This window comes from Lacticaseibacillus sp. YLM2-1 (assembly GCF_056583465.1).
The window spans coordinates 882722-908544 of record NZ_CM152617.1 but is presented as its reverse complement, the minus strand read 5'-3'; the positions used below and the strand labels follow the sequence as shown (position 1 = coordinate 908544).

General features: G+C 47.4%; 18 protein-coding genes, 4 tRNA genes, 2 rRNA genes and 1 riboswitch. Of the genes, 6 read left to right on the top strand and 18 right to left on the bottom strand.

From position 1 onward, the window contains the following. The first annotated feature begins 57 nt into the window (after window positions 1–57). Window positions 58–1386, top strand: a complete 1329-nt coding sequence (locus AC07KQ_RS04415; protein WP_003564139.1) for a metallophosphoesterase — start codon at window positions 58–60, stop codon at window positions 1384–1386. A 133-nt stretch (window positions 1387–1519) separates the two neighbouring features. On the opposite strand, the gene AC07KQ_RS04410 is transcribed toward AC07KQ_RS04415, so the two are convergent. The 5 genes from AC07KQ_RS04410 to AC07KQ_RS04390 all read right to left on the bottom strand — a co-directional run bounded on the left by AC07KQ_RS04410 (window position 1520) and on the right by AC07KQ_RS04390 (window position 7085). Next, window positions 1520–2725: a MalY/PatB family protein gene (locus AC07KQ_RS04410; RefSeq protein ID WP_274991046.1), complete on the bottom strand. Its 1206-nt coding sequence runs from the start codon at window positions 2723–2725 to the stop codon at window positions 1520–1522. Between the two features lie 345 nt (window positions 2726–3070). Next, on the bottom strand, window positions 3071–3544 hold the full coding sequence (locus tag AC07KQ_RS04405; RefSeq protein WP_003564137.1) for a glutathione peroxidase: 474 nt from the start codon (window positions 3542–3544) through the stop codon (window positions 3071–3073). A 96-nt stretch (window positions 3545–3640) separates the two neighbouring features. Further along, the gene (locus AC07KQ_RS04400; protein ID WP_003564136.1) at window positions 3641–5200 is read right to left on the bottom strand and encodes a glycosyltransferase; all 1560 of its coding nucleotides are present in this window, start codon (window positions 5198–5200) and stop codon (window positions 3641–3643) included. Between the two features lie 27 nt (window positions 5201–5227). After that, complete coding sequence (locus AC07KQ_RS04395) at window positions 5228–6739, bottom strand: glycosyltransferase family 4 protein (RefSeq protein WP_003564135.1); 1512 nt, start codon at window positions 6737–6739, stop codon at window positions 5228–5230. 262 nt (window positions 6740–7001) lie between these two features. Continuing rightward, a tRNA-Leu gene (locus AC07KQ_RS04390) sits at window positions 7002–7085 on the bottom strand. A gap of 117 nt (window positions 7086–7202) precedes the next feature. Between AC07KQ_RS04390 and AC07KQ_RS04385 the strand changes: the two genes are divergently transcribed. Together AC07KQ_RS04385 and AC07KQ_RS04380 are read left to right on the top strand one after the other, a co-directional pair. Further along, window positions 7203–7706, top strand: a complete 504-nt coding sequence (locus tag AC07KQ_RS04385) for an NUDIX hydrolase (RefSeq protein ID WP_003564134.1) — start codon at window positions 7203–7205, stop codon at window positions 7704–7706. After that, window positions 7703–8524: an NAD(P)H-hydrate dehydratase gene (locus AC07KQ_RS04380; RefSeq protein ID WP_003564133.1), complete on the top strand. Its 822-nt coding sequence runs from the start codon at window positions 7703–7705 to the stop codon at window positions 8522–8524. Before AC07KQ_RS04385 ends, AC07KQ_RS04380 begins: the two co-directional genes overlap by 4 nt. 116 nt (window positions 8525–8640) lie before the next feature. On the opposite strand, the gene AC07KQ_RS04375 is transcribed toward AC07KQ_RS04380, so the two are convergent. The 4 genes from AC07KQ_RS04375 to leuS all read right to left on the bottom strand — a co-directional run bounded on the left by AC07KQ_RS04375 (window position 8641) and on the right by leuS (window position 14033). Beyond that, window positions 8641–8856: a zinc ribbon domain-containing protein gene (locus AC07KQ_RS04375; RefSeq protein WP_003564132.1), complete on the bottom strand. Its 216-nt coding sequence runs from the start codon at window positions 8854–8856 to the stop codon at window positions 8641–8643. Window positions 8857–8998: 142 nt separating this feature from the next. Beyond that, entirely contained in the window at window positions 8999–9709 is a 711-nt protein-coding gene (locus AC07KQ_RS04370) for a pseudouridine synthase (RefSeq protein WP_003564131.1), read from the bottom strand. Between the two features lie 4 nt (window positions 9710–9713). Then, window positions 9714–11357, bottom strand: a complete 1644-nt coding sequence (locus AC07KQ_RS04365) for a putative polysaccharide biosynthesis protein (RefSeq protein ID WP_003564130.1) — start codon at window positions 11355–11357, stop codon at window positions 9714–9716. Between the two features lie 264 nt (window positions 11358–11621). After that, on the bottom strand, window positions 11622–14033 hold the full coding sequence (gene leuS / locus AC07KQ_RS04360; RefSeq protein ID WP_003564129.1) for a leucine--tRNA ligase: 2412 nt from the start codon (window positions 14031–14033) through the stop codon (window positions 11622–11624). A gap of 454 nt (window positions 14034–14487) precedes the next feature. On the opposite strand from leuS, the gene AC07KQ_RS04355 reads away from it, so the two are divergent. After that, the gene (locus tag AC07KQ_RS04355; RefSeq protein ID WP_003657809.1) at window positions 14488–15171 is read left to right on the top strand and encodes a phosphatase PAP2 family protein; all 684 of its coding nucleotides are present in this window, start codon (window positions 14488–14490) and stop codon (window positions 15169–15171) included. Between the two features lie 100 nt (window positions 15172–15271). Here AC07KQ_RS04355 and AC07KQ_RS04350 read toward each other — a convergent pair whose 3' ends face one another. Further along, on the bottom strand, window positions 15272–15997 hold the full coding sequence (locus tag AC07KQ_RS04350; RefSeq protein WP_003564126.1) for a DUF4811 domain-containing protein: 726 nt from the start codon (window positions 15995–15997) through the stop codon (window positions 15272–15274). Then, the gene (locus AC07KQ_RS04345; protein WP_003569431.1) at window positions 15994–17472 is read right to left on the bottom strand and encodes an MDR family MFS transporter; all 1479 of its coding nucleotides are present in this window, start codon (window positions 17470–17472) and stop codon (window positions 15994–15996) included. The genes AC07KQ_RS04350 and AC07KQ_RS04345 overlap by 4 nt, the downstream gene beginning before the upstream one ends. A 243-nt stretch (window positions 17473–17715) precedes the next feature. Here AC07KQ_RS04345 and AC07KQ_RS04340 point away from each other — a divergent pair, with 243 nt between their 5' ends. After that, window positions 17716–18186: a MerR family transcriptional regulator gene (locus tag AC07KQ_RS04340; protein ID WP_003564124.1), complete on the top strand. Its 471-nt coding sequence runs from the start codon at window positions 17716–17718 to the stop codon at window positions 18184–18186. A gap of 95 nt (window positions 18187–18281) precedes the next feature. Here the strand turns inward: AC07KQ_RS04340 and AC07KQ_RS04335 are convergent, their stop codons facing one another. Both AC07KQ_RS04335 and metK read right to left on the bottom strand, forming a co-directional pair. Continuing rightward, window positions 18282–19775: an MDR family MFS transporter gene (locus tag AC07KQ_RS04335; protein WP_003564114.1), complete on the bottom strand. Its 1494-nt coding sequence runs from the start codon at window positions 19773–19775 to the stop codon at window positions 18282–18284. Window positions 19776–19888: 113 nt separating this feature from the next. Next, window positions 19889–21073, bottom strand: coding sequence for a methionine adenosyltransferase (gene metK, locus AC07KQ_RS04330; RefSeq protein WP_003564111.1), 1185 nt, complete (start codon window positions 21071–21073; stop codon window positions 19889–19891). Next, window positions 21071–21159: riboswitch (SMK box riboswitch) on the bottom strand. (Overlaps the previous gene by 3 nt.) Before the next feature lie 94 nt (window positions 21160–21253). On the opposite strand from metK, the gene AC07KQ_RS04325 reads away from it, so the two are divergent. Then, window positions 21254–21901 carry a hypothetical protein gene (locus AC07KQ_RS04325; RefSeq protein WP_003564108.1) on the top strand — a complete coding sequence of 216 codons (648 nt, stop codon included), beginning with the start codon at window positions 21254–21256 and terminating at the stop codon, window positions 21899–21901. Window positions 21902–22058: 157 nt separating this feature from the next. Here AC07KQ_RS04325 and AC07KQ_RS04320 read toward each other — a convergent pair. The 5 genes from AC07KQ_RS04320 to AC07KQ_RS04300 all read right to left on the bottom strand — a co-directional run bounded on the left by AC07KQ_RS04320 (window position 22059) and on the right by AC07KQ_RS04300 (window position 25722). Further along, a tRNA-Val gene (locus AC07KQ_RS04320) sits at window positions 22059–22131 on the bottom strand. A 254-nt stretch (window positions 22132–22385) separates the two neighbouring features. Next, window positions 22386–22475: transfer RNA gene (locus AC07KQ_RS04315), tRNA-Ser, on the bottom strand. An 8-nt stretch (window positions 22476–22483) separates the two neighbouring features. Continuing rightward, window positions 22484–22556, bottom strand: a tRNA-Asn gene (locus AC07KQ_RS04310). Between the two features lie 9 nt (window positions 22557–22565). Further along, window positions 22566–22682, bottom strand: a 5S ribosomal RNA gene (gene rrf, locus AC07KQ_RS04305). Window positions 22683–22804: 122 nt separating this feature from the next. Continuing rightward, window positions 22805–25722 (bottom strand): 23S ribosomal RNA (locus AC07KQ_RS04300). Between the last annotated feature and the right edge of the window lie 101 nt (window positions 25723–25823).

Genomic DNA, 25823 nt, shown 5'->3' with positions numbered 1-25823 from the left:
CAAAATGACCTGCTGGTGTTACCTTGATCAATGGTAAACTAGGTACGGAGGCAGAAAATGAAAGCAGTCAAATATGTAGCAGCGTTATTTTTAATGCTGATCTTTGCAATCGTCTTGGGGCAAATTCACCCTGATCGTGATCGCCCACTCACCAATAGTTCACAGGCAACCATTTGGGTGCTCAGCGATACCCACTTTATTGCCCCAAGTCTACATGATGAAAAGACTGCTTATACCCAAATCAAACGTTCTGCAGCAGGAAAAGATATGGACTATCAGCCCGTTGCTATCAATGCTTTGGTTCAAAACGCCTTAAAAGCCCGCCCGACAGCCCTCGTCATCACCGGTGATGTCACGTTCAACGGCGAAAAAGCCAGTGCCGAAAGTATCATGCGCCGCCTACAACCACTTGTTGCCAATGGTACGAAGGTGTTGATCATCCCTGGCAATCATGATATTTACGATGGTTGGGCACGAGCCTACAAGGGCAAACGACAACTACTGACAGAACAAATCAGCCCTAGCGATTGGCGCAATATTTTTCATACCAGTTATGAGCAGGCAGTTGCGCAGGATCCGAATAGTTTGAGCTATCGCGTCAACCTTAACCGCAATTATCAATTGCTGATGCTGGACAGCAATATTTATACGATCGAACCTTCCAATCGCCCCCCGAACACTGGTGGTAAGCTCACACCGCAGACCATGAAATGGGTTCGCCAGCAATTAGCTGCTGGTCAAAAGGCCCATCGCAAGTCGATTGTTTTCATGCACCACAATCTATATGCCCACAATGAAGCGGTGAATCAAGGATTTGTTTTGGACAACAGCGATCAACTCAAAACGTTGCTGAAAGCTTACCATGTTCCGTTGCTTTTTTCCGGACACATCCATGCGCAAGACATCAGCCGCGATCCAGATGGGCAATGTCCAACGATTGAAGTTGTCAGCGGCGCATTTTCGATCAGCCCTGCCAGTTATGGGGTGGTGACGTTCACGCCTAACCGAATCACCTATCAAAAGCATGCGACTGATCCCACACCTTACTTAACCGCCAAGCAACGAAAAAATCCTGATCTGCTACATTATCAACGGTATCTGAAGCAACTCTTTCTCCAAGATGGCGAAGGCCTTGCATATGGGGATCTCATGGATAATGGCGTGACGAATCAGCATGATTTGGATGCTGCGGCAAAACTGATGGGCGTCTTGAACTGGCGCTTTTTCACAGGCGATGATCATCCCGATAAAGCTGAACTCAAGCGATTAAAAGCCGATCCGGGCTGGGCCGTTTTGGAACGCTCACCAATGCTGCGGCGATATCTTAAAGAAATCGTACAGGATCATAATATGAATGATAATCATTTAATCATCAATCACCCTTAGTGACTGTTAACTAAGACTACTCACACAAAAACACCCTGCCATCAGCAATCATCGCTGTCTCAGCACCAAACCTTGTATGTTTGGTAATGAGTCAACATGCCTTGCGTTAACAGGGTGTTTTGTTCTGTTTCAATTAAAGTTGCGGCTGAGCCAAGTGCTCAGTTAAACGCTGAATCGCCTCGGCAACAAGTTTGGGGTCGGTGGCTAAGTTCAAGCGAATATACGTAGCTGTTTTGGGGGAGAACCATGCGCCGTAATCAACTGCCAGTCCGCAAACATCTTCAACAAATGATTTAATTTTGGCTGGCGCAACATAGGCACCAATATCCACATAGGCAAGATAGGTGCCCTGCAAGTCCGCAACTGTAGCCTTCGAAGCGCTCTGCTTCAGACCGGTTAGCAACTGTTGGTAGTTATATCGGACAACTTGAAGCACCTTGTCTAACCACGCGCCACCGTGACGATAGGCTGCCTCACCGGCGACCTGTCCCAAAAGGCTGGTATCTACTGGATGCAACTGTTTGATGAAATCATCATGAGCCGTGCGCAACTTTTCATCCGGAATAATAATATGCGAATTCAGTAAAGCCGCAAGATTAAAGGTCTTCGACGGTGCATTCAGGACGACAAGCCGACTGCGTGCCGGACCCTCAGCTACTTGCAAAGCAGAGGTGAATTTTGGCCCACTAACTTCCAAATCGCCGTGAATCTCATCAGATACCACCGTGACATCATGGTGACTCGTGATCGCAAAAAGCCGTTCCAGTTCTTCACGGGTCCAAACTCGACCGACCGGATTATGTGGCGAGCAAAAAATCATGGCTTTAATGTTTTGCGTCGCAAGAGTTTTATCCAATTGATCAAAATCTATCCGCCAGCCATCAGCAGTTAATTGAAGATCAACCGAGACCACTTTGCGACCAAGATCCTTAATCGCATTCATGAAGGGATAATAGACAGGCTGCATGATTAAAACTGGATCGCCGGGTTCGGTCAGCCAATTGACCATGGCATACAGCGATTTAACCACACCGACACCAAAACGCATCCATTCCGGCTGCACCGTCACGCCATGACGAGTCTTTTCCCAATCAATGAAGGCATCATAGTAGGATTGTGGCCGAATGGAATAGCCAAAAGTTCCTTCTTGAATGCGAGCGGTTAAGGCGTCAATCACCGCCTGAGGTGCTTTAAATTCGGTATCGGCAATCCACATCGGCAGGAGATCCGTGCGGCCAAATTCACCTGCCAAACCATCCCACTTCACGGCGTTACTATTGCGCCGATCAACCAAATGTGTTTCAACAAAAGCCGCTACATCAGCTGGCAATTCTTCCATCAATCATCCCTGCTTTCTTACTTTTGATGTCATTGTACGCATCACATGCATGAGTGTCCAGAGCGTGAGCAGGCCCGGTTAGAAACCGGAGCATAAGTGGCCTCGGACATAAATGGCTGGACTTTGGCCATTTATGTCCGAGGTCCTTATGTGCAGGTTTCTGGGCCAGCGAACGCGTTTTAAAACAGAGCGTGAACCAGCCCGGGAGAGACCGGAGTGTAAGCGGCCTTGGGTGTGATGGCCGGGCTTTGGTCATTGCACCCAAGGTCCTTACACGCAGGTCTCTGGGCTGGCAAACGCGTTTAGAACAGAGCGTGAACCAGCCCCACGTGCAACTGACAAAAGTTAGCCAAGAAGCTTCTCCACTGCTGGTTCAATCGCTTCTGGTTTTGTTTTTGGTGCAAAGCGGGCGACAACTTGACCATCACGATCAACCAAAAACTTCGTAAAGTTCCATTTGATGGACTTGCCTAGTTCACCAGGGGCTTGGGTTTTAAGGTATTGAAACAGCGGAGCTGCTTCTTTGCCGTTCACCTTAATCAAATCATGCATTGGAAAACTCACACCGTATTTCAACCGGCAAGCCTCGGCCGCTGCATGACCATCAGCCAGTTCCTGTTTAAATTGATCAGAAGGAAAACCTAGCACTACCAAACCTTGATCCTTGAACTTGTCATACAATTTCTCCAAACCATCAAACTGAGGCGCGAAGCCGCATTTAGTGGCAGTGTTCACGATCAACATTGGTCGACCCTTGTATTTGCTCAAAGCATATTGCGAGCCATCTTCTAATGTGACCTCATAATCATAAATTGACATTGGTTAGCCTCCATTTCTTGGTAAAAGCTTACGCCTCATCCTACCATTTTTTGAACAGATGTCAGTAAAAACGCCACTCATTGCCATGACCGGTGCCTAATCAACATGCTCAAAGGCCGCCAGCCTTGTCTTTTTCTTTGCCGCAAACGCCATGAGTTTCTGCCACTGAACAAATGTGCTCGTATCAGTGAATCGCAAAGCGTTGTCATAGGCAGCCGCGCTAAACTGGGCCAGCTTAGTTGAATCATTCAATAACCCAATGATTGCATTTGCTAAACCATCAATGTCACCATTTTGCGTCAAAAGCCCGCTTTTACCGTTGGCCAAAATATCGGCTGGCCCATAGTGAATGTCATTTGCGATCATCGGTAATCCGTGCGCCTGTGCTTCGATCAAGGTTAGCGGAAATCCTTCGGCACTGGAAGGCAACAGTCCTAACTGTGCGCGATTGTAGACGGCCGCTATGTCGCGAGTATAACCCTTAAAGAAAACGTGATCCGCGAGATGCAGCTTTTCAACCAGAGCATGTAGTTTCGGCGCCATATCACCATTGGCATAACCCCAGAGTTCAAGTTTTGCATCCGGAATGGCCTTCACAACTTGGGCAAATGCCCGAATTGAACTTGCCTGCTGTTTTTCCGGTGCCAATCGCGCAACGTGCACCACCAGATGTTGTTCGCGTTGTGAAAACGGGAGGCGATTAGCCGCTACATCTGCCGCCTTAACAAAAGCAACTCGAATCGTGAAAATCGGCGTGGCCGTGCCAAACCGGGCAGCCATATCCTGCGCCTGCTGCGGTGTCGGCACAATCACAGCGTCCCAGCGATTCAAATGGGTCAAGGCACTAGCATAAAAATTATTCAGCTTCGCATGCAGCACGTCCTCATTCCCGGCAACATGGTTATTATGCAGATGCAAAACTTTGAGCGCCGGTGTCGTCATGTGCAACAAGCCCCAGCCAGTTTCCGTCGTCCGATCGCACACGAAGACATTATAGCCGCCATCTACCTGATTCAGTTGATCATAGAAGAACCTTGTCAAATCATGAAGCCCATCAAATAGATAATCCACACCATGAAAATCAACCAATTTCCACGAAAATTTTTCTTGCTGGCTATGATTTAAATAATGCAGTTTTTCAAGCCGCGTGCGACCATGACGATCCAAATAGTGTTCTTGGAAGATTTTGCCGCCTTGATCAAAATACTGATCCAAACAATGGTTGCCTCGCGTGTCCCACCAACTCATTTTGATCGTTCGGCCGGTCACGTCAAAGTATTGAACATTGCTAACCTCTTGCTCATGCCCCGCCTTTTCGCGCAAATAAACAATTCGAATGACTCGGGAACCGCGGCTGAAGATCACCTGCCGCCCTTCACGCCGGCGGGTCACGCCCGCAGTCGGCTGGCAAACGTCTGCAACCGTTACCTGCTGCCACGGTGTGCTCAACAGGTCGCAAAAGTAATCAAACAGATTGATAAAATCAGTATCGTCAATGCCTGCATCTTTCAAAACATCGTGTAGATCTAAAGCAAATTGCCGGGTAACAATCTTTGCTGGCGTCTGGTTCGCTTTGAAAAGCTGCAACCGCTGAATTTCCGCGCCTTCAATACCAGACTTGGCATAGGCCATTTGATCATTTAAAAAATAATACATCCTGAACCTCCTTGCCGTTTTGTCGGATTAATTCTCCAGTCCAAGAAATGCTTGCCAGCGGGCGTAGACTTTTTCAGGCGCTAACTGCTTTTGCGCCAGTGCTCTGGCATGATCGCCGAATTGTTGTGACTGCTCTGGCCGCTTTAGCAGTCTCACAATCGCTTCAGCAAGGTCATTTACGCGTCCTTGCTTGATAAGATAACCGGTTTCCTGATCAATCACACAGGCACTAGGTCCATAGGAAAAGCGATAACTCACCACTGGCAGTCCATGGGTTTGTGCTTCAACCAACGCCAACGGACCCCCATCTGTCAAATTCGTATTGACCAACAAGGCATATTGTGGGTACTGATCAGCCAGAGATGACTGGTAACCCTTAAATGTCACTTGACTGCCAATCTCTAAACGATCCGCAAGCTGCCTCATCGCGGTTTGATATTGTTCATCACCGTAACCAAACAAATCAAGCGTCACGCCAGACACCTGCCGACTCGCCAAAGCGACTGCCCGAAGTAGCTGATCAAGTTGCTTATCAGGCGACAGCCGACCCACAAACAGGATTTTCTTGCTTGCAGCGGCGGCCACCGAGCGCGCTGTCAAAGCCGGATCAAATGTCACCGCTGGAATCGCCGCCACCCGAACTTTCGGAAAACGATCATGAAGATCATGTTGCTGCTGAGGCGTTTGTACAATTAAGCCATCTACTTTTTGGGGATGCTGCAGCACAGGTTGAATAAAACCATCAAGTTCGCCTTGCCGCGGTTTGCCAGGTGTTAAAACATGATTAATGGGTATGTAAACAAACTTCTTTGCGGCTGCATGCATTGCCAGTAGCGGTTGAACGCCAATCCCCGGACGATCACTGATAAAAATCGTTGTTTCTGAATCTTCAGTCGCAAGTTGATCAAGAAAATAGCTAAACAACTCTCCCAATGTATCAAACTCATGATCTTCTTTAAGGGTTTGGCCCTTTAAAACAATCCGGCTGATCTGAAACTGACCAGCATGATCACCAGCATAATAAATGTCGAGCACTGGTACACCTCGAAGATCATAGTAGCGTTCAAAGGCTAACAAGCCATCCTGTCCAAAATACTGAGTGGCCGATTTAAACCCTCGGGCGTCCCAAAGATCGCATTCCACAAGATTGCCTTGATCGTCCAAAAAGTTTTGATAATAAACATGGCCGACGGTTCCTGGAATATAACCGACCTGCCGTCGCAGCCGGTCGCCGTTCGTCACCTGACTTTGGTTAGCATCGACTGAAACTTCATCCATTGTCGGCAAATTGATCTCATCATTATGCACAGCTTTTTCCGGTCGGTCGGCGGGCACATGCTGAAAATAGTCGAACATGTTGCGCACATCCGTCTGAGCAACGCCAAGCTCGCGCAAGGTTTGGACACTCAAACGATCGTAATCACGCGTCAGAATCTTAACTGGTTGCTTAAATTGTTTGAACAAAGCCAGTCGTTTCAACGCAGCATGTTCAACACTTGAGTTCTTTGCAAGTAAGTATTCATCAAGAAAATAAATCATCCAGCGATCATTCCTTTCAACTATTGATCGTGCTTCATTTCAGGCCACATCATGTTTATACTCCTCATTCACCTTGCCGCTTGCTCAGTCGCCTCATGACGAATATAACACAGCTTCCAGACCTGATGACTTGCATCAAGGCATAAGTCATTGCTTGTTCACATTTTGCACACAAAAATAGCCCCCCTAACATCAATTAGGAAGGCTAAAACGTTGTTACACGGGCATTTCGATTTTTAACCGCCGTTAAAAATCACGAGAATGCCGCGAACAGGAATCGAACCTGCACGGGATAAATCCCACAGCGACCTGAACACTGCGCGTCTGCCAGTTCCGCCATCGCGGCAACAACATAAATGATTATAACGGAAGCAGGTAAGGCACGCAAGCAAAATCACGAACTATTTTTACAATTTGTTCCCTCTGCAACAGCGTGCTACCCTTGATCAATGGAGGTGGCCTGATGACACATAAAACTCATCGCGCATTTGGTTGTTACGGGATTGCAACGATTGACGACAAGCTTGTCGTGATTAAGAAAAATGGGGGTCCTTATCGTCATCGCTTCGACCTTCCCGGGGGTAGCCTTGATGGCCCTGAACCGCTTGAACATGACGTCTTGCGGGAATTCACCGAAGAAACCGGATTGACAGCCACGATTGATCAACAACTAGGGGCAACCAGTTTTATCTATCCTTGGAAGTACCAACACTGGACCATCAACCAGCACATCTGCGTTTTCTATGCGCTATCCATTAACGGCGGTAAACTAGAAACAAGCGTTGCCCAATTTATGGGCCAGGATTCGCTCGGTGCCTGCGCCTTGCCACTTGATACTTTGACGTGGGCCAATGCATCGCCGCTTGTCATGTTTGCGAAAGCATTCTTAACGACCGGCCAGCCTGAATTGACGACCAAAACTTTTTCTAATTGGGAAGTTTTAAAGGAGGCGGCAAATCCGTCATGAAACAATTGACAGAGCAATTTGCACAAAGTGTGGTCCGGCCACGGGCCCGTGATACGTATAAAGGCAGTTTCGGCAAAATTCTGATTGTTGGCGGTAATGCCCACTTTGGCGGTGCTGCGATCATGAGTGCCAGTGCTGCTGTTTACGCTGGCGCTGGGTTGGTCAGTGTTGCGACTGACCCGGTTAACCGTCATGCGTTGCACGCCCGATTACCTGAGGCAATGATCCTCGATGCTACCGCGCCGGAACTTGAGACGGCTGTGCGGCAAGCAACGGTCATTGTTGTTGGCCCTGGGCTGGGCACTGATGGTACAGCCCTTACCATTTTGAAAACAGTTTTTGCTGCCGTCAATGCCAAGCAGGTCATGATCATTGATGGATCAGCAATCACTCTCGTTGCCTCTCATCACCTAGATTACCCGCAAGCCCAACTAATTTGGACACCTCACCAGATTGAATGGCAGCGGTTATCTGGCTTACCCCTGGCTGCCCAAACCATTGAAGCCAGCCAAAAAGCGGCCGCAAAAATACCGGGTATCATCGTCGCGAAAAGTTCTCATACACATGTTTTCGTTGATGAAGATGTCTATGAAAACACAGCCGGTGGGCCGGCAATGGCCACAGGCGGCTCTGGTGACACGCTGACAGGCATTATTGCTGCCTTTGCGGGCCAGTTCCAGCCATTGGACAAAGCCGCTCTCGCAGCCGTTTTTGTCCATTCCCGTGTAGCTGATATTGTAGCTATGAATAGTTATGTTGCCTTACCGACTATGGTCATTCGCGAACTGCCTACCTACTTAAAGCAGCTTTCAGAATGACGAACCAATTTGTGAACAAGCAGCAAACAAAAAGCAGATGATCCCTTTCCGCCACAACGACGGCTGAAGGATCACCTGCTTTTTTGACATCATTCCTAAGCTGAACTTACGCCTTCTCAGCCGCCATTCAAAAGGAAGTCGAGAATGTTCATGCCAGAACTGGTTTCACTGCGATAAAGTTCTGTGTACCCGCATCTGGTACAAGAAATAGTCACGAATTTTTTATTCTGAACATCGAAGATTTTTGAAAAATTACCACCAGTTGCTTGAAATTGGTCGGCAACATAAGCCGTGTTTTGGCATTTGGGGCAGACGTACTGTTGTTGATCCATGACACGCACCCTTTCTAATCATGTTTGTCAAAGTAGCCATCTTGGTTCGCCTAATCAAGGCCGCTCTCTTAAACTCCTGTAACAAACAAAATCTCTCGCTTAGACAAAGCCAAACAATCACCACACCAAAGTGCTCGGTTGCTCAACGAGTGATATTATCCAAATCAGTCCGTTCGTCATCGGTTAAAGCCCGATACTCCCCAGCAGCTAAATCGGCGGGCAATGACAATGGTCCCATAGCAATTCGCGTCAAGGCCGTCACCTCATTGTCAACTGCCAACAACATGCGCTTGACTTGATGAAACTTACCTTCCGTGATTGTAATCTGGATGCGTTTGCCATCGGTATCCGGCAAGACAACGACTTGTGCCGGGGCGGTTGTGAAGTCCTTTAAATCAATGCCGGTTTCGAGTCGCTGCTTCATGTCAGCAGTTAATGTCTTAGCCAAAGTTGCAGCATAGGTTTTGGCAATATGACGATTAGGCGAAAGCAGTGCATGACCTAAATTGCCATCGGTCGTAAGTAACAACAGACCAGTAGTGTCTTTATCCAGACGACCTACGGGATATAAACCCGGTCGGTAATCATGTGGTCGGATCAGATCCAGCACCGTTGATTGCGTAGGATCTTCTGTTGCGGTAATCACCCCAGCCGGTTTGTTCATCAAATAATCGACCTCAAGCGGCCCATCCGCTTGGGCATCGTTCACCTCGACCGCGATCCCCGGCAACACATTGTAACCAGGATCAGTGATTAAATCACCGGCCACACGTACCCGCTTGTCGCGAATAAGTGCCTTAACTTCTTTTCGACTACCAAATTGTAAATGACTCAAATATTTATCTAATCGCATAAGCTCACCGAATGTGTAAAATATCGCGAAGTCGACTAATTCGCTCACCAATGATTAAATCAGCCAAACGCGTTTTCAAAATCAAATAAACGTAAATCAAAACGCCCACCCCAACTGCAATCAACAAGACGAACGCTGCCCCGAACTGACTCCGCGGATTGATCACCAAGGTTGATGCATTCACAATCAGGTAACAAACGGCGCACATGATCAGGGAAAAGGCCAGAATACCGACGCCGCGGCGAATGGTTTGGCGTACATGAATATTGTACATCCGATTCGTTGAATAGAGCATTAGGAGACTCGAGACCGTCATGCCCAACATTGTGGACAAAACCGGACCGTAAACATTGAAGAAGAAAATCATTGGCCACTGTACAATCACTTTAACTGCCAAGCCAATCAGCATCTCTTGAATAGCAAGACGGTTATTGAACAATCCCTGAAGAATTGCTGCCAAAACCGTAAACAAGCCCAGCATAATCGCTAAAAGTGATGAAATCTGCAACAAGCGAATGCCCAACCAGTCCATATCCCGATAGAACAAAACATACAGTGGGCGCGCGACTGCCACCATCCCCAACGCCGAAGGTATCATGACGATAAAAAACAACTGCAGTGTATTCGTGATTTGCCGGGCCAATCCCTCAACATCACCGCGCGTTTTCGCACCTGCCAATAATGGTACTACGGTAATGGCCATAGCAACTGCCAGACTAACAACGATCATAATCAGTTTATTAGCGTTTCCGGCAAACAGCGCATAAAAACGGTCAAGCTGATCTTCGCTAACGAGATAAAAAGCCTTCATCATTGGATTAAATGTGTACTGGTCAACGATGTAGTAAATATTAATCGTTGAATCCATGATGATAAATGGAATCGCCTGCCGTGCCACATCTAAAAGAATCTCATTGACACTGATCTGCAGGGAATTAGCACTCTGGGCAACCAACGCATCCAACCGTGGTTTTTGCCGGAGGAAATAAACAACTAACAGTCCAAGTCCGAAAACGGCCCCGATGAACGCGGCGAAGGTGGAGTGAATGACCGCACTCAGATAACTGTGGTTACCCGCCACCATAATCGCGTAAGTCATCACTAACATATAAAGAATTCGCGCCACTTGTTCAATAAACTGACTGATGGCACTCGGCGCCATCTCGTTATAACCTTGGAAAAACCCGCGAATCAAACTAAGCGACGGAATTAGCAGCAACGGCCATGCCAGTGACCGAAAAACCGGTATCATGCGCGCGTCTCCCGCTGCTAAAAGCGGCGACAGCAGCCACATGGCACCACACGAGACAATCCCCATCAGCACCATGGCAAAAGTGCCGTGGTAAAAAAGACGCATCCCGGTTTTATATTCGCCCATAGCATTGTACCGGGCAACCTGTTTGGAAACAGCACCAGGAACACCAGCAGTCGAAATAATCAGAAAAAGACTGTAAATTTGATAACCTTTTGTAAACAAAGCGTTGGCAGTTAGAAACGCTGCTCCAAGCCAAATACGCCATGGAATGACATAAATGGCCCCTAAAATCCGCGAAAAAACACTGCCGGCAGTCATCCACGCCGAGCCGCGGATCATTTTTTCCTTATCTGAACGTTGCGGTTGATTACCGCTGCCCAGCGAATTCTCCATGATAAACTCCTGTCGTGTTGCATAATCCTTTATATTTTAGGCAATCCCAGCGCGACTTGCAATCTTTCCCGGGCTTCTTTCGGGAATCAAAAGAAAACTTTGACAATTACCAGCCGCCACGTAGCAAGTAATCTCACAATCGAAACGCCAAAAATACAAAACTTTTCATGCAGCTGAATCGCTAAAAAATGGTCAACGCCCGCTTCCTTCAGGAACCATTCGTTGACCATTTTTTCTTTCAGTTAATTGGTGAAGCCAGTGCGGTTATTTTGCGACAATATTCACGATTTTTCGCGGTACGACAATAATTTTCTTAATGTCTTTGCCCGCCGTAAATTTCTGAACATTATTATTTGCCAAAGCCGCTTGTTTGATCTCATCATCTGATTCGTTGACATCCGCCGTAATCGAACCGCGCAGCTTGCCATTGACTTGGATCATCATATCGTAAGTGTCGGTTTTGATTTTGCTTTCATCATAACTTGGCCATGGCGCATAAGTCAGACTATGATCGTGACCTAGCCGTGACCAAATTTCCTCCATTAGATGCGGGGCAATCGGCGCAAGCATTTTCACGAATCCTTCAACATATTCTAGTGGCAGGTCATCATCTTTACGCGCTGAGTTGATGAAGACCATCATCTGTGAAATTGCCGTGTTGAAATGCAAAGCATCGTAGTCCTCGGTAACCTTCTTGACCGTCTCATTGTAAACCTTATCAAGTCGACCGTCATTGATCGTCGTAATCCGATCACGCAGTTTGCCTTCATCATCAATGAAAGCACTCCAGACACGATCCAAGAACTTGCGGGCACCAGCCAACCCTTTTGTTGACCAAGCAATACCAGCATCCAGCGGTCCCATAAACATTTCGTACAGCCGCAACGTATCGGCACCATACTCATCAACCACATCATCTGGATTAACCACATTGCCCTTGGACTTACTCATCTTTTCATGATTATCGCCCAGAATCATCCCTTGGTTAAATAGCCGTTGGAACGGTTCTTTGTTCGGGATCGCCCCGATGTCATAAAGGAACAGATTCCAGAAACGGGCATACAGCAGGTGCAGCACAGCATGTTCAGCCCCTCCAATGTACAGATCAACTGGCATCCATGCCTTAAGTTTGTCGTAATCCGCAAGAGCTTCCTTGTTGTGAGGATCAACAAACCGCAGGAAGTACCATGAAGACCCTGCCCATTGCGGCATTGTATTGGTCTCACGCTTACCTTTCCGCCCGTTCTTGTCGACCACATTAACCCAGTCAGTCAGATTTGCCAGTGGACTCTCGCCAGTACCGCTTGGCTTGATATCAGCCTCTTCAGGTAATGTGAGAGGCAGTTCGTCTTCTGGCACCAACGTGGTTTCGCCATCTTCCCAGTGAATGACAGGAATCGGTTCACCCCAATAACGCTGGCGTGAAAAGACCCAATCACGCAGTTTGTAATTGATCTTGGCACTGCCGATACCTTTATCTTCAAGCCATTTGATCATTCGATCAATCGCGTCGTGTTCATTCAAACCATCGAGGAACCCGGAGTTGATGTGCACGCCATCGCCAGTATAAGCTGCTTCATCGACATTGCCGCCTTCAATAACAGGCTTGATTTCAATACCAAACTTTTTGGCAAAAGCGTAGTCACGATCATCATGCGCAGGCACGGACATGATTGCGCCAGTCCCATAAGAGGCTAAAACGTAGTCTGAAATCCAAATCGGTAGTTTTTCGCCGTTAACCGGATTAGTCGCGTAGGCCCCGGTCCAAACACCAGTCTTTTCCTTATCTAAAGCGGTACGATCAAGATCTGACTTATGGGCGGCTTCGTCAATGTACGCATCAACGACGGCCTGTTGTGCCGGGGTGGTAATTTTCTGAACTAATTCATGTTCTGGTGCCATCACGACATACGTTGCACCAAACAGCGTATCTGGACGAGTGGTAAAGACATCAAACGGCTCATGACTGTCAGTTACCCGGAAGGTGATCTGTGCCCCAGTTGATTTGCCAATCCAGTTGCGTTGCATCTGCTTAATTGATTCCGGCCAGTCAAGATCGTCCAGATCCGTCAACAGCTTTTCAGCATAGGCTGTGATTTTCAGCATCCACTGACGCATCGGCTTCCGAACAACTGGGAACCCGCCACGCTCCGTTTTGCCATCAATCACTTCTTCGTTTGCAACAACCGTCCCTAGATCCGGACTCCAGTTAACCGGTACCTCAGCTTCATATGCCAGACCATGTTTATAAAGTTGTTCAAAAATCCACTGGGTCCACTTGTAGTAATTCGGATCCGTTGTGTTGATTTCACGATTCCAGTCATATGAAAAGCCAAGGCTGTTGATTTGACGCTTAAAGGTCTCAATATTTTGTTTGGTAAAGGTCTTCGGATTGTGACCCGTGTTCAAGGCATATTGCTCAGCTGGCAAGCCGAATGCATCCCAGCCCATAGGATGAAGAACATTGAACCCTTGCATCCGTTTCATGCGTGCAACAATATCAGTTGCCGTATACCCTTCCGGATGCCCAACATGCAGGCCTTGGCCTGACGGATAAGGAAACATGTCCAACGCATAATAATTCGGCTTCTTAGGATCGGTTGTGGTATTAAATTCGTTATGCTCGGCCCAATAACGCTGCCACTTCTTATCGATCTCATGATGATCGTATGCCATTTTGTTACCTCCCACTTAATTTCAAACAAAAAGCCGCCCTATCTACATTAGGACGGCTCAGCCGCGGTACCACCTAAGTTCTGCTTTCACAGCGCTCAAAGGAGATAACGGTCCGGCCGGCTGTGGCTACTAATTTCACCCCAGCAACTTCAAAGGTCAGTTCGGTCTTTGCTTCGTCAGACTCGCACCACCGCCTGCTCTCTGTCACCCGCGCTAACTTACTACTCCTTTGTTCGTTTGATGATTGCGTCAATCATAGCAAAAACATTGCCAAGGTTCAATGGTGTTTGTGCTATTCTTATAACATTAGTCGATTTCAGAGCGTGAGCGGGCACGTTTAGAAACCGGAACATAAGTGGACTCAGACAGAAATGACTGGACTTTGGCCATTTCTGTCTGAAGTCCCTATGTGGAGGTTTCTGCGACTGCGAACGTTTTGTAGAGGAGGCAACAAGTGCTAAAACGCCGACCCGAACCATTGTATCTTGCAGCAATTGCTTTATTTATTTTCATCACGTTATTGACGGGTATTCTAAATAACGCTGGATGGATTCATACCATTGATCAACAGGTAATTGCCGCTGTCATCCAGTTCCATCCTGTCACTTTTAAACCCTTACTCATCTTAATCACCAGTCTCGGCAATCCAGTATCCTTAGTTTTTTTAACCATGGCGTTCGCCGTGGTGTTACTGCTCAAGCGTTATCGTTACGCCGCACTTTTTGCAGCCAGCATGGGGGCCTTGATGAGCCTCGTTAACGTCGGAATCAAATATTGGGTTCGGCGACCACGACCTTTTATTGCAGATCCTCAGATTCGGGCATTGGTACATGCTGGCGGTTTTAGTTTTCCTAGCGGGCATTCTAGTGGCACGATGATCTTTTACGGTACCATGATCCTTTTGGCTTGGGCACTGCTCAAACGTCAATCCGCCAAATGGCTCATCACCTGCCTTGCCAGTAGCATGATTCTTTTAACCGGTTATTCTCGGATCTTCATGCGCGTTCACTATCCCACAGACGTCTTTGCTGGATTTTCACTTGGCTTTGCCTTGCTGATGGTGAGTTGGTGGTATTTTAGTCCTTATCTGACAAACCAAGCTGCCAAACAATCAAAAAAGCAGACCGTTAAAAAATAGCGGTCTGCTTTTTTTAATTTAGAAGGCTGACAAAAGCCATTCGTCAAGATAATGTTACGAAAAATGTTTGCCCTAGTACCACGTTATGGGCGGCATCAGACTATTTTTGTGCTTGCACTTCACGAACAGCTTGCTGAATCATTGCTTGTTCAACCGCAGCCTTGGCCTGCTTCGCTAAAGCTGTCGGATCTGCTGCTAGTTTTGGATCAGCCTTGGCCAGCGCAGCAGCTTTAGCCTTGACTGCGGCTGCCAGTGACGCTTTTTGCTCTGCAGTTGGTTGCTGCAAGGCGGCCAACTTTTTACCAAGCTGCTTGGCCTGAGCCGTTGTCAGCACTGACCAGCTTGTTGGGATGACCAATTGATTGTGCTGAGCAACCAATTGACCAGCCCCTTCATGATTGAACAACGCACCATAAAAACCGTTTTGATATTGCCACCGAGTTGTTTTGCTCGTCAACGAAGCTGTGGCATTCGCTGTCGTTGTCACCCGATTAGTTACAACAATATCAGCCTTGGTATGAACCGCTTTTTTCTTCGGATCGGTTTTATAAATGTAGACAACATGCTTGCCATCCGTGCCAATGTTTTGTTTTAGCAACATTGGCAGTTTTGCATTCGGTGAGGCGGTGTAGATGGTCTGCTCATCAATTGTTGTTCGTTTGACCATGCCAAAATGTGCATTATCATTCAACGTAATCAGCAATAGACTACCCACCACACCAATCCCGAAGACCGCAATTAACGTGCTACGCAAACTGGAGCGTTTCATCATAATAAAGCTGAGATAAAGGCCGATCACTGTCAGGCCCAAAAACCATAGAATCATGCCTTCACCTTCTTTTCATTTTTGATCGTCACTTCTTGCGACATCGCGTGGGTATTCAAGAAAAAAGCCAAGATCCAGCCAATTAAACTGAACCCTGCTGCCAGCAGAAAGGCTGCGTGGTAGCCACTAAGTGTTGCCCCAAAAAAGTCTTGCTTATACTGCAGCGGATTGGTTTTCAACAAACTGGCCGCCGGTTTGGCCAGATTGGTGACGTTTGACAGAACTGAAATCATGACAGCAGTTGTCATGGAAGTTGCCACCTGACGGACAGTGTTGTTAACCGCTGTCCCATGTCGAATCATATCAGGTGATAAGGCGTTCATCCCATTCGTCGTCAAAGGCATCATGACCATTGAAATCCCAAACATCCGCACAGCATAAATCACTGTGATAAAAATGGACGGGGTGCTTTCTGTCAGGAAAAAGTATGGCAGTGTTGCAATCGTCAGCAAGAACAAGCCTAACTGTGCAAGCCGCTTGGCCCCGATGCGATCAAACACTTGACCAGTGACCGGGCTCATTAAAGCAATCAAAATCGCCCCAGGCAACAATGTCAAACCTGACTCCAACGCACTCTTGCCGTGAATGATTTGCAAATACATTGGCAAAATCATCTCCACCCCGACCATCGCCATGTTGGCGATGGTACCTAAGACTGTGGATAAGGCAAAGATTTTGCTCTTAAACACTCGCAATTCAACAAATGGTTCTTTTAAGTGCAATTGACGGTAACCAAAGATGAAGATAAACACAATGCCGAGTGCGATTGTGCCTAAAACGATCGGATCACCCCAACCATCATTGCCCACTTCAGAAAAGCCATACAACAAGGAGCCGAACCCGATTGACGATTCAATCAAGGAAGGAATATCCAATTTAGGATCAGACAACGGTAAGACATTTTTGAAGAAAAACAATGTTGCCAAAATAACGAGACCGGCAATTGGCAGAATCATACCGAATAAGAAACGCCAGCCGAAATTGTCGATGACATAACCGGAAAGCGTTGGCCCGATGGCAGGCGCCACCCCAATCGCAATTCCAGCCATCCCCATAGCAGCGCCGCGCCGGTTCGGGGGAAAAATCGACATCATGATGTTCTGCAGCAATGGCATCGTAATCCCAACGCCAAGCGCCTGAATCAATCGACCGATTAGCAAAACGCCAAAACTATTTGCAATGAAGGCAACCAATGTGCCGACAAAAAAAGTACTCATCGCACTCATGTATAACCATTTTGATGGCACCTTCGCACTCAGATATGCGGATACTGGAATCATAATCCCGTTTACCAGCATGAAGCCTGTCGACAACCACTGTACTGTCGCAGTTGAAATGTTGAAGGCCTTCATCAGCGTTGGAAACGCAGTAGATAGAATGGTCTGATTCAAAATCGTAATAAACGTCCCAACGATCAAGGTCGTGACCATCATTGGTACATTGACGTGTTTCCCGTTGATATCTTTAACGTCCATAACTTCGCCTAGTTTCTTTATAAGATTTCATGTTTTCTATATCACACAATGTAATATTGACAATAGAAAATATTACATTTAAACTTAATAAATGTCAAGGTAATAGCGTGAACAGGCGCGTTGAGAAACCGGATCATAAGTGGGCTTGGCCGTGATGGCCGGAAAATCGGTCATCACAATCATGGTCCTTATGCATCGGTTTTTGGCGCCAGTGAGCGCATTTTCAAGAGAGGATGCTATGTCATGGGACCGTTTAATGCACGTTTACGTTCACTCGATATTTCACTCGGCATAGGCGAAACCAGCCGCGTCACCGGAGCCACCCCAACGCAAATTCGATACTGGGAAAAGAAACAACTCATTCATTCTCGCAGGCATGACGCTAATGGCAATAAACGATATTCCTTGGCAAACATCACCTTAATCGTCATGATCAAGACAATGCTTGATGAAGGGTATACCTTAGCCAAAGCCAGTGAAGAAATCGAACGATCACATCAAAAAGCAGATATGCTACATGTCCTTATCAGCACTAGATTGCAAGATATCAAGCGCGAAGCAACGCAGACAGTGTTCAATTTTGGCCCGTTAGAAAATGACCCAGACTACGATGTCATTGCGCAAGTGACCGATAAAACAGCGAAATTGTACAAACAACCTGTCAGAAAAACCGCCACCGAAGATCATACCGATCGAGTGGTCAGTCCGTTTTAACTTCAGCTATTTATCGGCAAACGAAAGCGATATCAGCGTACAAAAAACCGGATTCTTAAATAGAATCCGGTTTTTTGTATGATATTTCAGTTGATTCAGCTTTCTTCATTCGACTCCTGAATTGTTTCTTTTGTCAGCACCCTTTTTGCTTCAAAATGATTGGCTAGAATCGCCAACGCCACGATGATAATCGAGAAAAAGTAAATGTTGTGCAGACCTTCATACAAAATTTGCCGAAGAGTTGGCAACACTGCTGCGGGTAAATTTTTGGCGGTATGCGGATTAATCAGTTCGTTGAGCATATTGCTATTGAGCCGGCTATCTGCCGCGATACCTTGAGTCAGACGCAGATTCAAAACAATCCCATAAACCGAGACCATCAGTGTTTGCCCCAACGTTCGAGACAAGGTATTGAAACTCGTTGCCACGCCAACCTGATCAGGCGCCACAACGGCCTGGGCTGTTACCGTAGTAATCGTAATCACCAAACCAAAGCCGAATCCTAAGGCGCCGGCAACTAGCAGAAAGACAAAATACGGTGTCGATTGCGGCACTAATGCCAGCACAAGACTACCGCCAAGCAGCCAAATCATCGCCCCTGTCAGAATCGGCTTAGGTTGGAACCGGCCCAATAACTTGCCAGCTACAAAAGAGCCAACGACCCACATCAAAGAACTAGGAGTCACGGCAAATCCGCCAAGGGAAGCATCCATGCCGCGAATTCCTTGAATCCACATAGGCATGTAGACTTCAAATCCAATCACGAACCCCGAAATCAAAGCGGCGATCAAATTATGAATCACAAAAGTACGATTTTCAAATAGTTTCAAGTCAATGATCGGATCGACTGCACGCCGTTCTGCCTGCCAAAAACGCCAGAAGCCCAGCGTAGCCACAATTGCCATGGCAACTAACTGCCAGATGCCGTTGGGTTCAGCTAATGTCTGAAAGCCATACATCATCGCCAACAAGGCCACCAGCAGCCAAACCGTCCCGCGCATGTCAAGCGGCTGCCGGACACTGCGCCGATCTTCCTGCAAAAAGAACCACACAAGGCCAAACGTGAAAATACCCAACGGTACGTTAATAAAGAAAATCCAGTGCCAACTTAACTGATCAACGATAAAACCGCCCAATAACGGCGCGATTACCGAAGCGATTCCCCACATCGAGCCATTAAAACCGAGCATTTTTGCTCGTTTTTCGAATGGATAAATATCGGCGATAATCGTAAATGTCACTGGCATAATAGCCCCAGCACCAATCCCTTGAATTGCGCGGAAAATAATTAGCATTTCCATGGATTGTGACAAACCGGATAGCAACGAACCAATGACAAATATCGTTAGTCCAATGAGAAAAACTGGTTTGCGACCAATTTTGTCACTCAGTTTGCCGTAAATCGGCGTTGCCATCGCATTAGTCAACAGAAAAATGGAAAAGACCCAGTTCATTAAATGAACCCCATGTAAACTGCCGATAATGGTTGGCATAGCCGTTGACACAATCGTGCCTTCAATCGCCGTCATAAATGTGCCAATAAAAATTGCCGCCGTTACGAGTGCGACATTGGTTTTCCTTTGCTTCATAAATATCCCTTCTGAGTTGCCAGGCGATGTTGTTAGTCTTGAGAAGCCCCTCATAAGCACGAAAAAACGACCCAGCCGAGAATAATTCTCGACTAAGGCCGCCTCTTTTCTCGCTAATCTCGGTACTTGAGCAAAGCCTGCACCTTATCCAAGTGCTCCCAAGGAAGATCAACATCTGTACGTCCAAAATGACCATATGCTGCCGTCTGTTCATAAATCGGCCGCTTCAGGTCTAACATTTTAATAATGCCAGCAGGCCGCAAGTCAAAGTTCTCACGGATTGCCTGTTCAATCACATCTTCTGATACTGCGCTTGTGCCAAATGTATTCACCGACACGGAAACCGGTTTGGCAACACCGATTGCGTATGCCAATTGTACTTCAACCCGTTTCGCCAAACCCGCTGCTACCACATTTTTGGCAATATAACGCGCTGCATAACTGGCCGAACGATCAACCTTCGTCGCGTCCTTACCAGAAAAGGCACCACCACCATGTCGGGCAAAACCGCCATATGTGTCAACGATAATTTTGCGTCCGGTCAAACCAGAATCGGCTTGCGGACCGCCCAGTACAAAGCGGCCAGTCGGATTGACATAAATTTTCGTGTCATCATCCATTAAAGCTTCAGGAATCACAGTGCGAATAATCTTGGCCTCGACATCGCGGCGAATTTCTTCAAGCGTGACATCCGGATCATGTTGCACGGAGACAACAACGGAATCAACCCGAATTGGATTGTCATCATCATCATATTCCACCGTGACCTGCGCCTTAGCATCTGGACGCAGATAACTAATTTCACCCTTGTGCCGTAATGAATCAGTTTTGCGCATTAACGCGTGGGCCAATGAAATCGGTAACGGCATATAGTTTTCGGTTTCGTCAATGGCAAAACCGAACATCATGCCTTGATCGCCAGCACCGATCTTGTCAAGCGGATCAGTATCAGACTCACGGGCTTCAAGACTTTCGTCAACCCCTTGAGCGATATCTGGACTCTGTTCATCCAAAGCGACCAGCACTCCGACACTATCAGGATCAAAACCTGATTCCTTGGTATAACCGATCTTTTTAATCGTCCCGCGAACCACTGATTGAATATCAACGTAAGCCTTTGTTGATATCTCACCGACAACCAGCACTAAACCGGTTGTCACCGTCGTTTCGCAAGCAACTCGTGAATCGGGATCCTGTTCAAGCATGGCATCCAAGATAGCATCACTGATCTGATCAGCAATTTTATCCGGATGCCCCTCCGAAACAGACTCCGACGTAAATAAATGGCGTTCCTGCATGTTTTGTTTCCCCCTTATTATTTTAGGTTACAAGGCATGTTCGTCATAGCTTTGACGAACCCCATCGGGAATGTTTTGCAACTCTAGTAGCATAACATAAAAGATGTAAAATTTCCGAAAATCTTTGTTTACCGTCTCAGGGTTTTGTAAAATGGAAGCATCATAGAAAGGATAATCAATTTGAAAAATATCAATCAAGGTGCTGGTGCAGCGGCCTTTATCGGACAAATACTCGCCTATCCGTTTCTGATCGCGCTAAGTTTGCAAATCACATGGCATTTTCAAATCATCGCGCTTTTACTCATGGGCGTTTGCTTATCGGCTGCAATGGTCGGTAAACGTTACCCATTAGTTCTAATCATTGCCGCTATTACCGGTATCATTGGTGCCATCAATCAATGGATCTTGTTACCATTAGTTGCTGTTCAGCTCCTGTTGACATTTTTGTTGCGCACACAAAAAGTTACCAAGCAATGGGCTGGTACCATTGCTTTTGGCCAAGCAATTTTATTCCAAATCTTACTTATTTACGCGGGTTTGCATTTTCTCAGTCAGGATATGTTGCTCGACTTGGCATTACTATATGTGCCAGCACTAATCGGGTTATGGGCCAACCATTTTTCCAAGTGGACAGATATGGTCTTGTTGGCAATCACCGTCGTTATCGGTTACTGGTTACAACGACTCAACTTAATAGCTATCGGCGGTATCATCATCCTTGTCACGCTCATCAACAGCCGTCGACCATTTAAAGTACCCAGCTACCTTTACCAATTTAGCCCAGTCATTGCGACGCTGTTACTCTATCTAGCGCGCATGCACGGCTAATCAAACGTCACCACAATCAGTAGTGGCGTTTTTATTGTCAGAATCAGCCCCCTCTAATAGCTATTTAAACTAAGTCAAATCTCATGCGTTGGACGCCCCGTCCAACTTCAAAAAGGTAAAAGAAAAACACCTGCCGCAGTGGTAGGTGTTTTCGTTATGGAGGATACAGGGCTCGAACCTGTGACCCTCTGCTTGTAAGGCAGACGCTCTCCCAACTGAGCTAATCCTCCATGTGTGGTGTCTATTGCTTTATTTATACTAGCGGAAGCTATTAAAAATTACAAGCTTTTCGTACAAAATAGTCACTAAAGTCGGTTAACGATTTTGTGATGGTCAGATGTCTTAAACATCCTTTAAATCCCCACTCATGCTACTAATCATATCAGGCACAATTAAATTTTATTTGATGTTCAAAAAAACCTCAAAACACCGAATTAACAGCGTTTTGAGGCTTCTTATGTAGCTACATCCGAATGTAAGACAACGGAGAGTAAGGGATTCGAACCCTTGATACAGGTAAAACCCGTATACATGGTTTCCAACCATGCTCCTTCAGCCTCTCGGACAACTCTCCATAAAAAACTCCGGTTGTCAGGCTCGAACTGACGACAACCTGATTAACAGTCAGGTGCTCTACCAACTGAGCTAAACCGGAATAAAAAAAGCGTGGCAGCTTCCTACCCTCGCAGGCAGTTTCCCACCAACTACTCTCGGCGTGAAGAAGCTTAACTTCTGTGTTCGGCATGGGAACAGGTGTATCCTTCTTGCTATCGCCACCACACTTATGAGAACTTTGCGCTCTCAAAACTGGCTATCATTGTTTAATTGCTGCCTTGAACCTAACGTACTTGTCATCGAAATGTGTTCGCAGTCGCAGAAACCTGCGCCTGCGAACACGCTTACTTGGTTAAGTCCTCGACCGATTAGTACTGGTCCGCTCCATGCATCGCTGCACTTCCACTTCCAGCCTATCTACCTGATCATCTCTCAGGGGTCTTACTTCCATATAGGAATGGGAAATCTCATCTCGAGGGGGGCTTCACACTTAGATGCTTTCAGCGTTTATCCCTGCCGTTCATAGCTACCCAGCGATGCGCCTGGCGGCACAACTGGTACACCAGCGGAACGTCCATCCCGGTCCTCTCGTACTAAGGACAGCTCCTCTCAAATTTCCTGCGCCCGCGACGGATAGGGACCGAACTGTCTCACGACGTTCTGAACCCAGCTCGCGTACCGCTTTAATGGGCGAACAGCCCAACCCTTGGGACCGACTACAGCCCCAGGATGCGATGAGCCGACATCGAGGTGCCAAACCTCCCCGTCGATGTGGACTCTTGGGGGAGATAAGCCTGTTATCCCCAGGGTAGCTTTTATCCGTTGAGCGATGGCCCTTCCATACGGAACCACCGGATCACTAAGCCCGACTTTCGTCCCTGCTCGACTTGTCAGTCTCGCAGTCAAGCTCCCTTATACCTTTACACTCTGCGAATGATTTCCAACCATTCTGAGGGAACCTTTGGGCGCCTCCGTTACATTTTAGGAGGCGACCGCCCCAGTCAAACTGCCTACCTGACACTGTCTCCCGCCACGATTAGTGGCGCGGGTTAGAGTGTTCATACAGCTAGGGTAGTATCCCACCAACGCCTCCATCGAAACTAGCGTTCCGATCTCTACGGCTCCTACCTATCCTGTACAAGCGGTACAAACACTCAATATCAAGCTACAGTAAAGCTCCATGGGGTCTTTCCGTCCTGTCGCGGGTAACCCGCATCTTCACGGGTACTATAATTTCACCGAGTCTCTCGTTGAGACAGTGCCCAAATCATTACGCCTTTCGTGCGGGTCGGAACTTACCCGACAAGGAATTTCGCTACCTTAGGACCGTTATAGTTACGGCCGCCGTTTACTGGGGCTTCAATTCTGGGCTTCGCTTGCGCTAACTCATCCTCTTAACCTTCCAGCACCGGGCAGGCGTCAGCCCCTATACATCATCTTACGATTTAGCAGAGACCTGTGTTTTTGATAAACAGTTGTTTGGGCCTATTCACTGCGGCTGACCTTGCGGTCAGCACCCCTTCTTCCGAAGTTACGGGGTCATTTTGCCGAGTTCCTTAACGAGAGTTCGCTCGCTCACCTGAGGATACTCTCCTCGACTACCTGTGTCGGTTTGCGGTACGGGTAGTTTATTTCTCACTAGAAGCTTTTCTTGGCAGTGTGACATCAGGAACTTCGCTACTATAATTTCGCTCCCCATCACAGCTTGTCCTTAAGACTGCAAGCATTTCACTCGCTGTCAGACTTGTTGCTTGGGCGCACATTTCCAGCCGTGCGCTTTCCTTAGCCTCCTGCGTCCCTCCATCGCTTAAACAAAATAAACTAGTGCAGGAATCTCAACCTGCTTGTCATCGACTACGCCTCTCGGCCTCGCCTTAGATCCCGACTAACCCTGGGAGGACGAGCCTTCCCCAGGAAACCTTAGTCATACGGTGGATCAGATTCTCACTGATCTTTCGCTACTCATGCCGGCATTCTCACTTCTAAGCGCTCCAGCCGTCCTCACGATTGACCTTCAACGCCCTTAGAACGCTCTCCTACCGCGCACCCTTACGGGTGCACCCACAGTTTCGGTATTATGCTTAGCCCCGGTATATTTTCGGCGCAGTGCCACTCGACTAGTGAGCTATTACGCACTCTTTAAATGGTGGCTGCTTCTGAGCCAACATCCTAGTTGTCTGTGCAACGCCACATCCTTTTCCACTTAGCATAAATTTAGGGACCTTAACTGGTGATCTGGGCTGTTCCCCTTTCGACAATGGACCTTATCGCTCACTGTCTGACTCCCGGAGTAAGATTCATGGTATTCGGAGTTTATCTGAATTCAGTAACCCTTGATGGGCCCCTAGTTCAAACAGTGCTCTACCTCCATGATCCATCCTCCGAGGCTAACCCTAAAGCTATTTCGGAGAGAACCAGCTATCTCCAAGTTCGTTTGGAATTTCACCGCTACCCACAACTCATCCCAGCATTTTTCAACATACATGGGTTCGGTCCTCCAGTGTGTTTCACCACACCTTCAACCTGGTCATGGGTAGGTCACTTGGTTTCGGGTCTACATCTGCTTACTCATTCGCCCTGTTCAGACTCGCTTTCGCTACGGCTCCGACTTTTCATCTTAACCTCGCAAGCAAACGTAACTCGCCGGTTCATTCTACAAAAGGCACGCCATTACCCATTAACGGGCTTTGACTAATTGTAGGCACACGGTTTCAGGAACTGTTTCACTCCCCTTCCGGGGTGCTTTTCACCTTTCCCTCACGGTACTGGTTCACTATCGGTCACTAGGGAGTATTTAGCCTTGGGAGATGGTCCTCCCGGATTCCGACGGAATTTCACGTGTTCCGCCGTACTCAGGATCCTGGACGGAGGGTTCGACGTTTCGCTTACAGGGCTTTCACCTTCTGTGGCGCAGCTTTCCAGCTGACTTCGACTACGTCGGACTTTGGTAACTCCAATGTCCAGTCCTACAACCCCGAGAAGCAAGCTTCTCGGTTTGGGCTCTTCCCACTTCGCTCGCCGCTACTATGGGAATCGAGTTTTCTTTCTCTTCCTGCGGGTACTGAGATGTTTCAGTTCCCCGCGTCTGCCGCCGGCCAGCTATGTATTCACTGACAAGCAATACACTGATGTGTACTGGGTTCCCCCATTCGGAAATCTCCGGATCAAAGCTTACTTATAGCTCCCCGAAGCATATCGGTATTAGTTCCGTCCTTCATCGGCTCCTAGTGCCAAGGCATCCACCGTGCGCCCTTTGTAACTTAACCTGTACTGACTTGCGTCAGCGGTTATGCGATGCGAATTTCTTTTCAGAAACTCATACAAATACGCTGTGTTCTCGGCAATTTAAAACAATTAATACAATGAT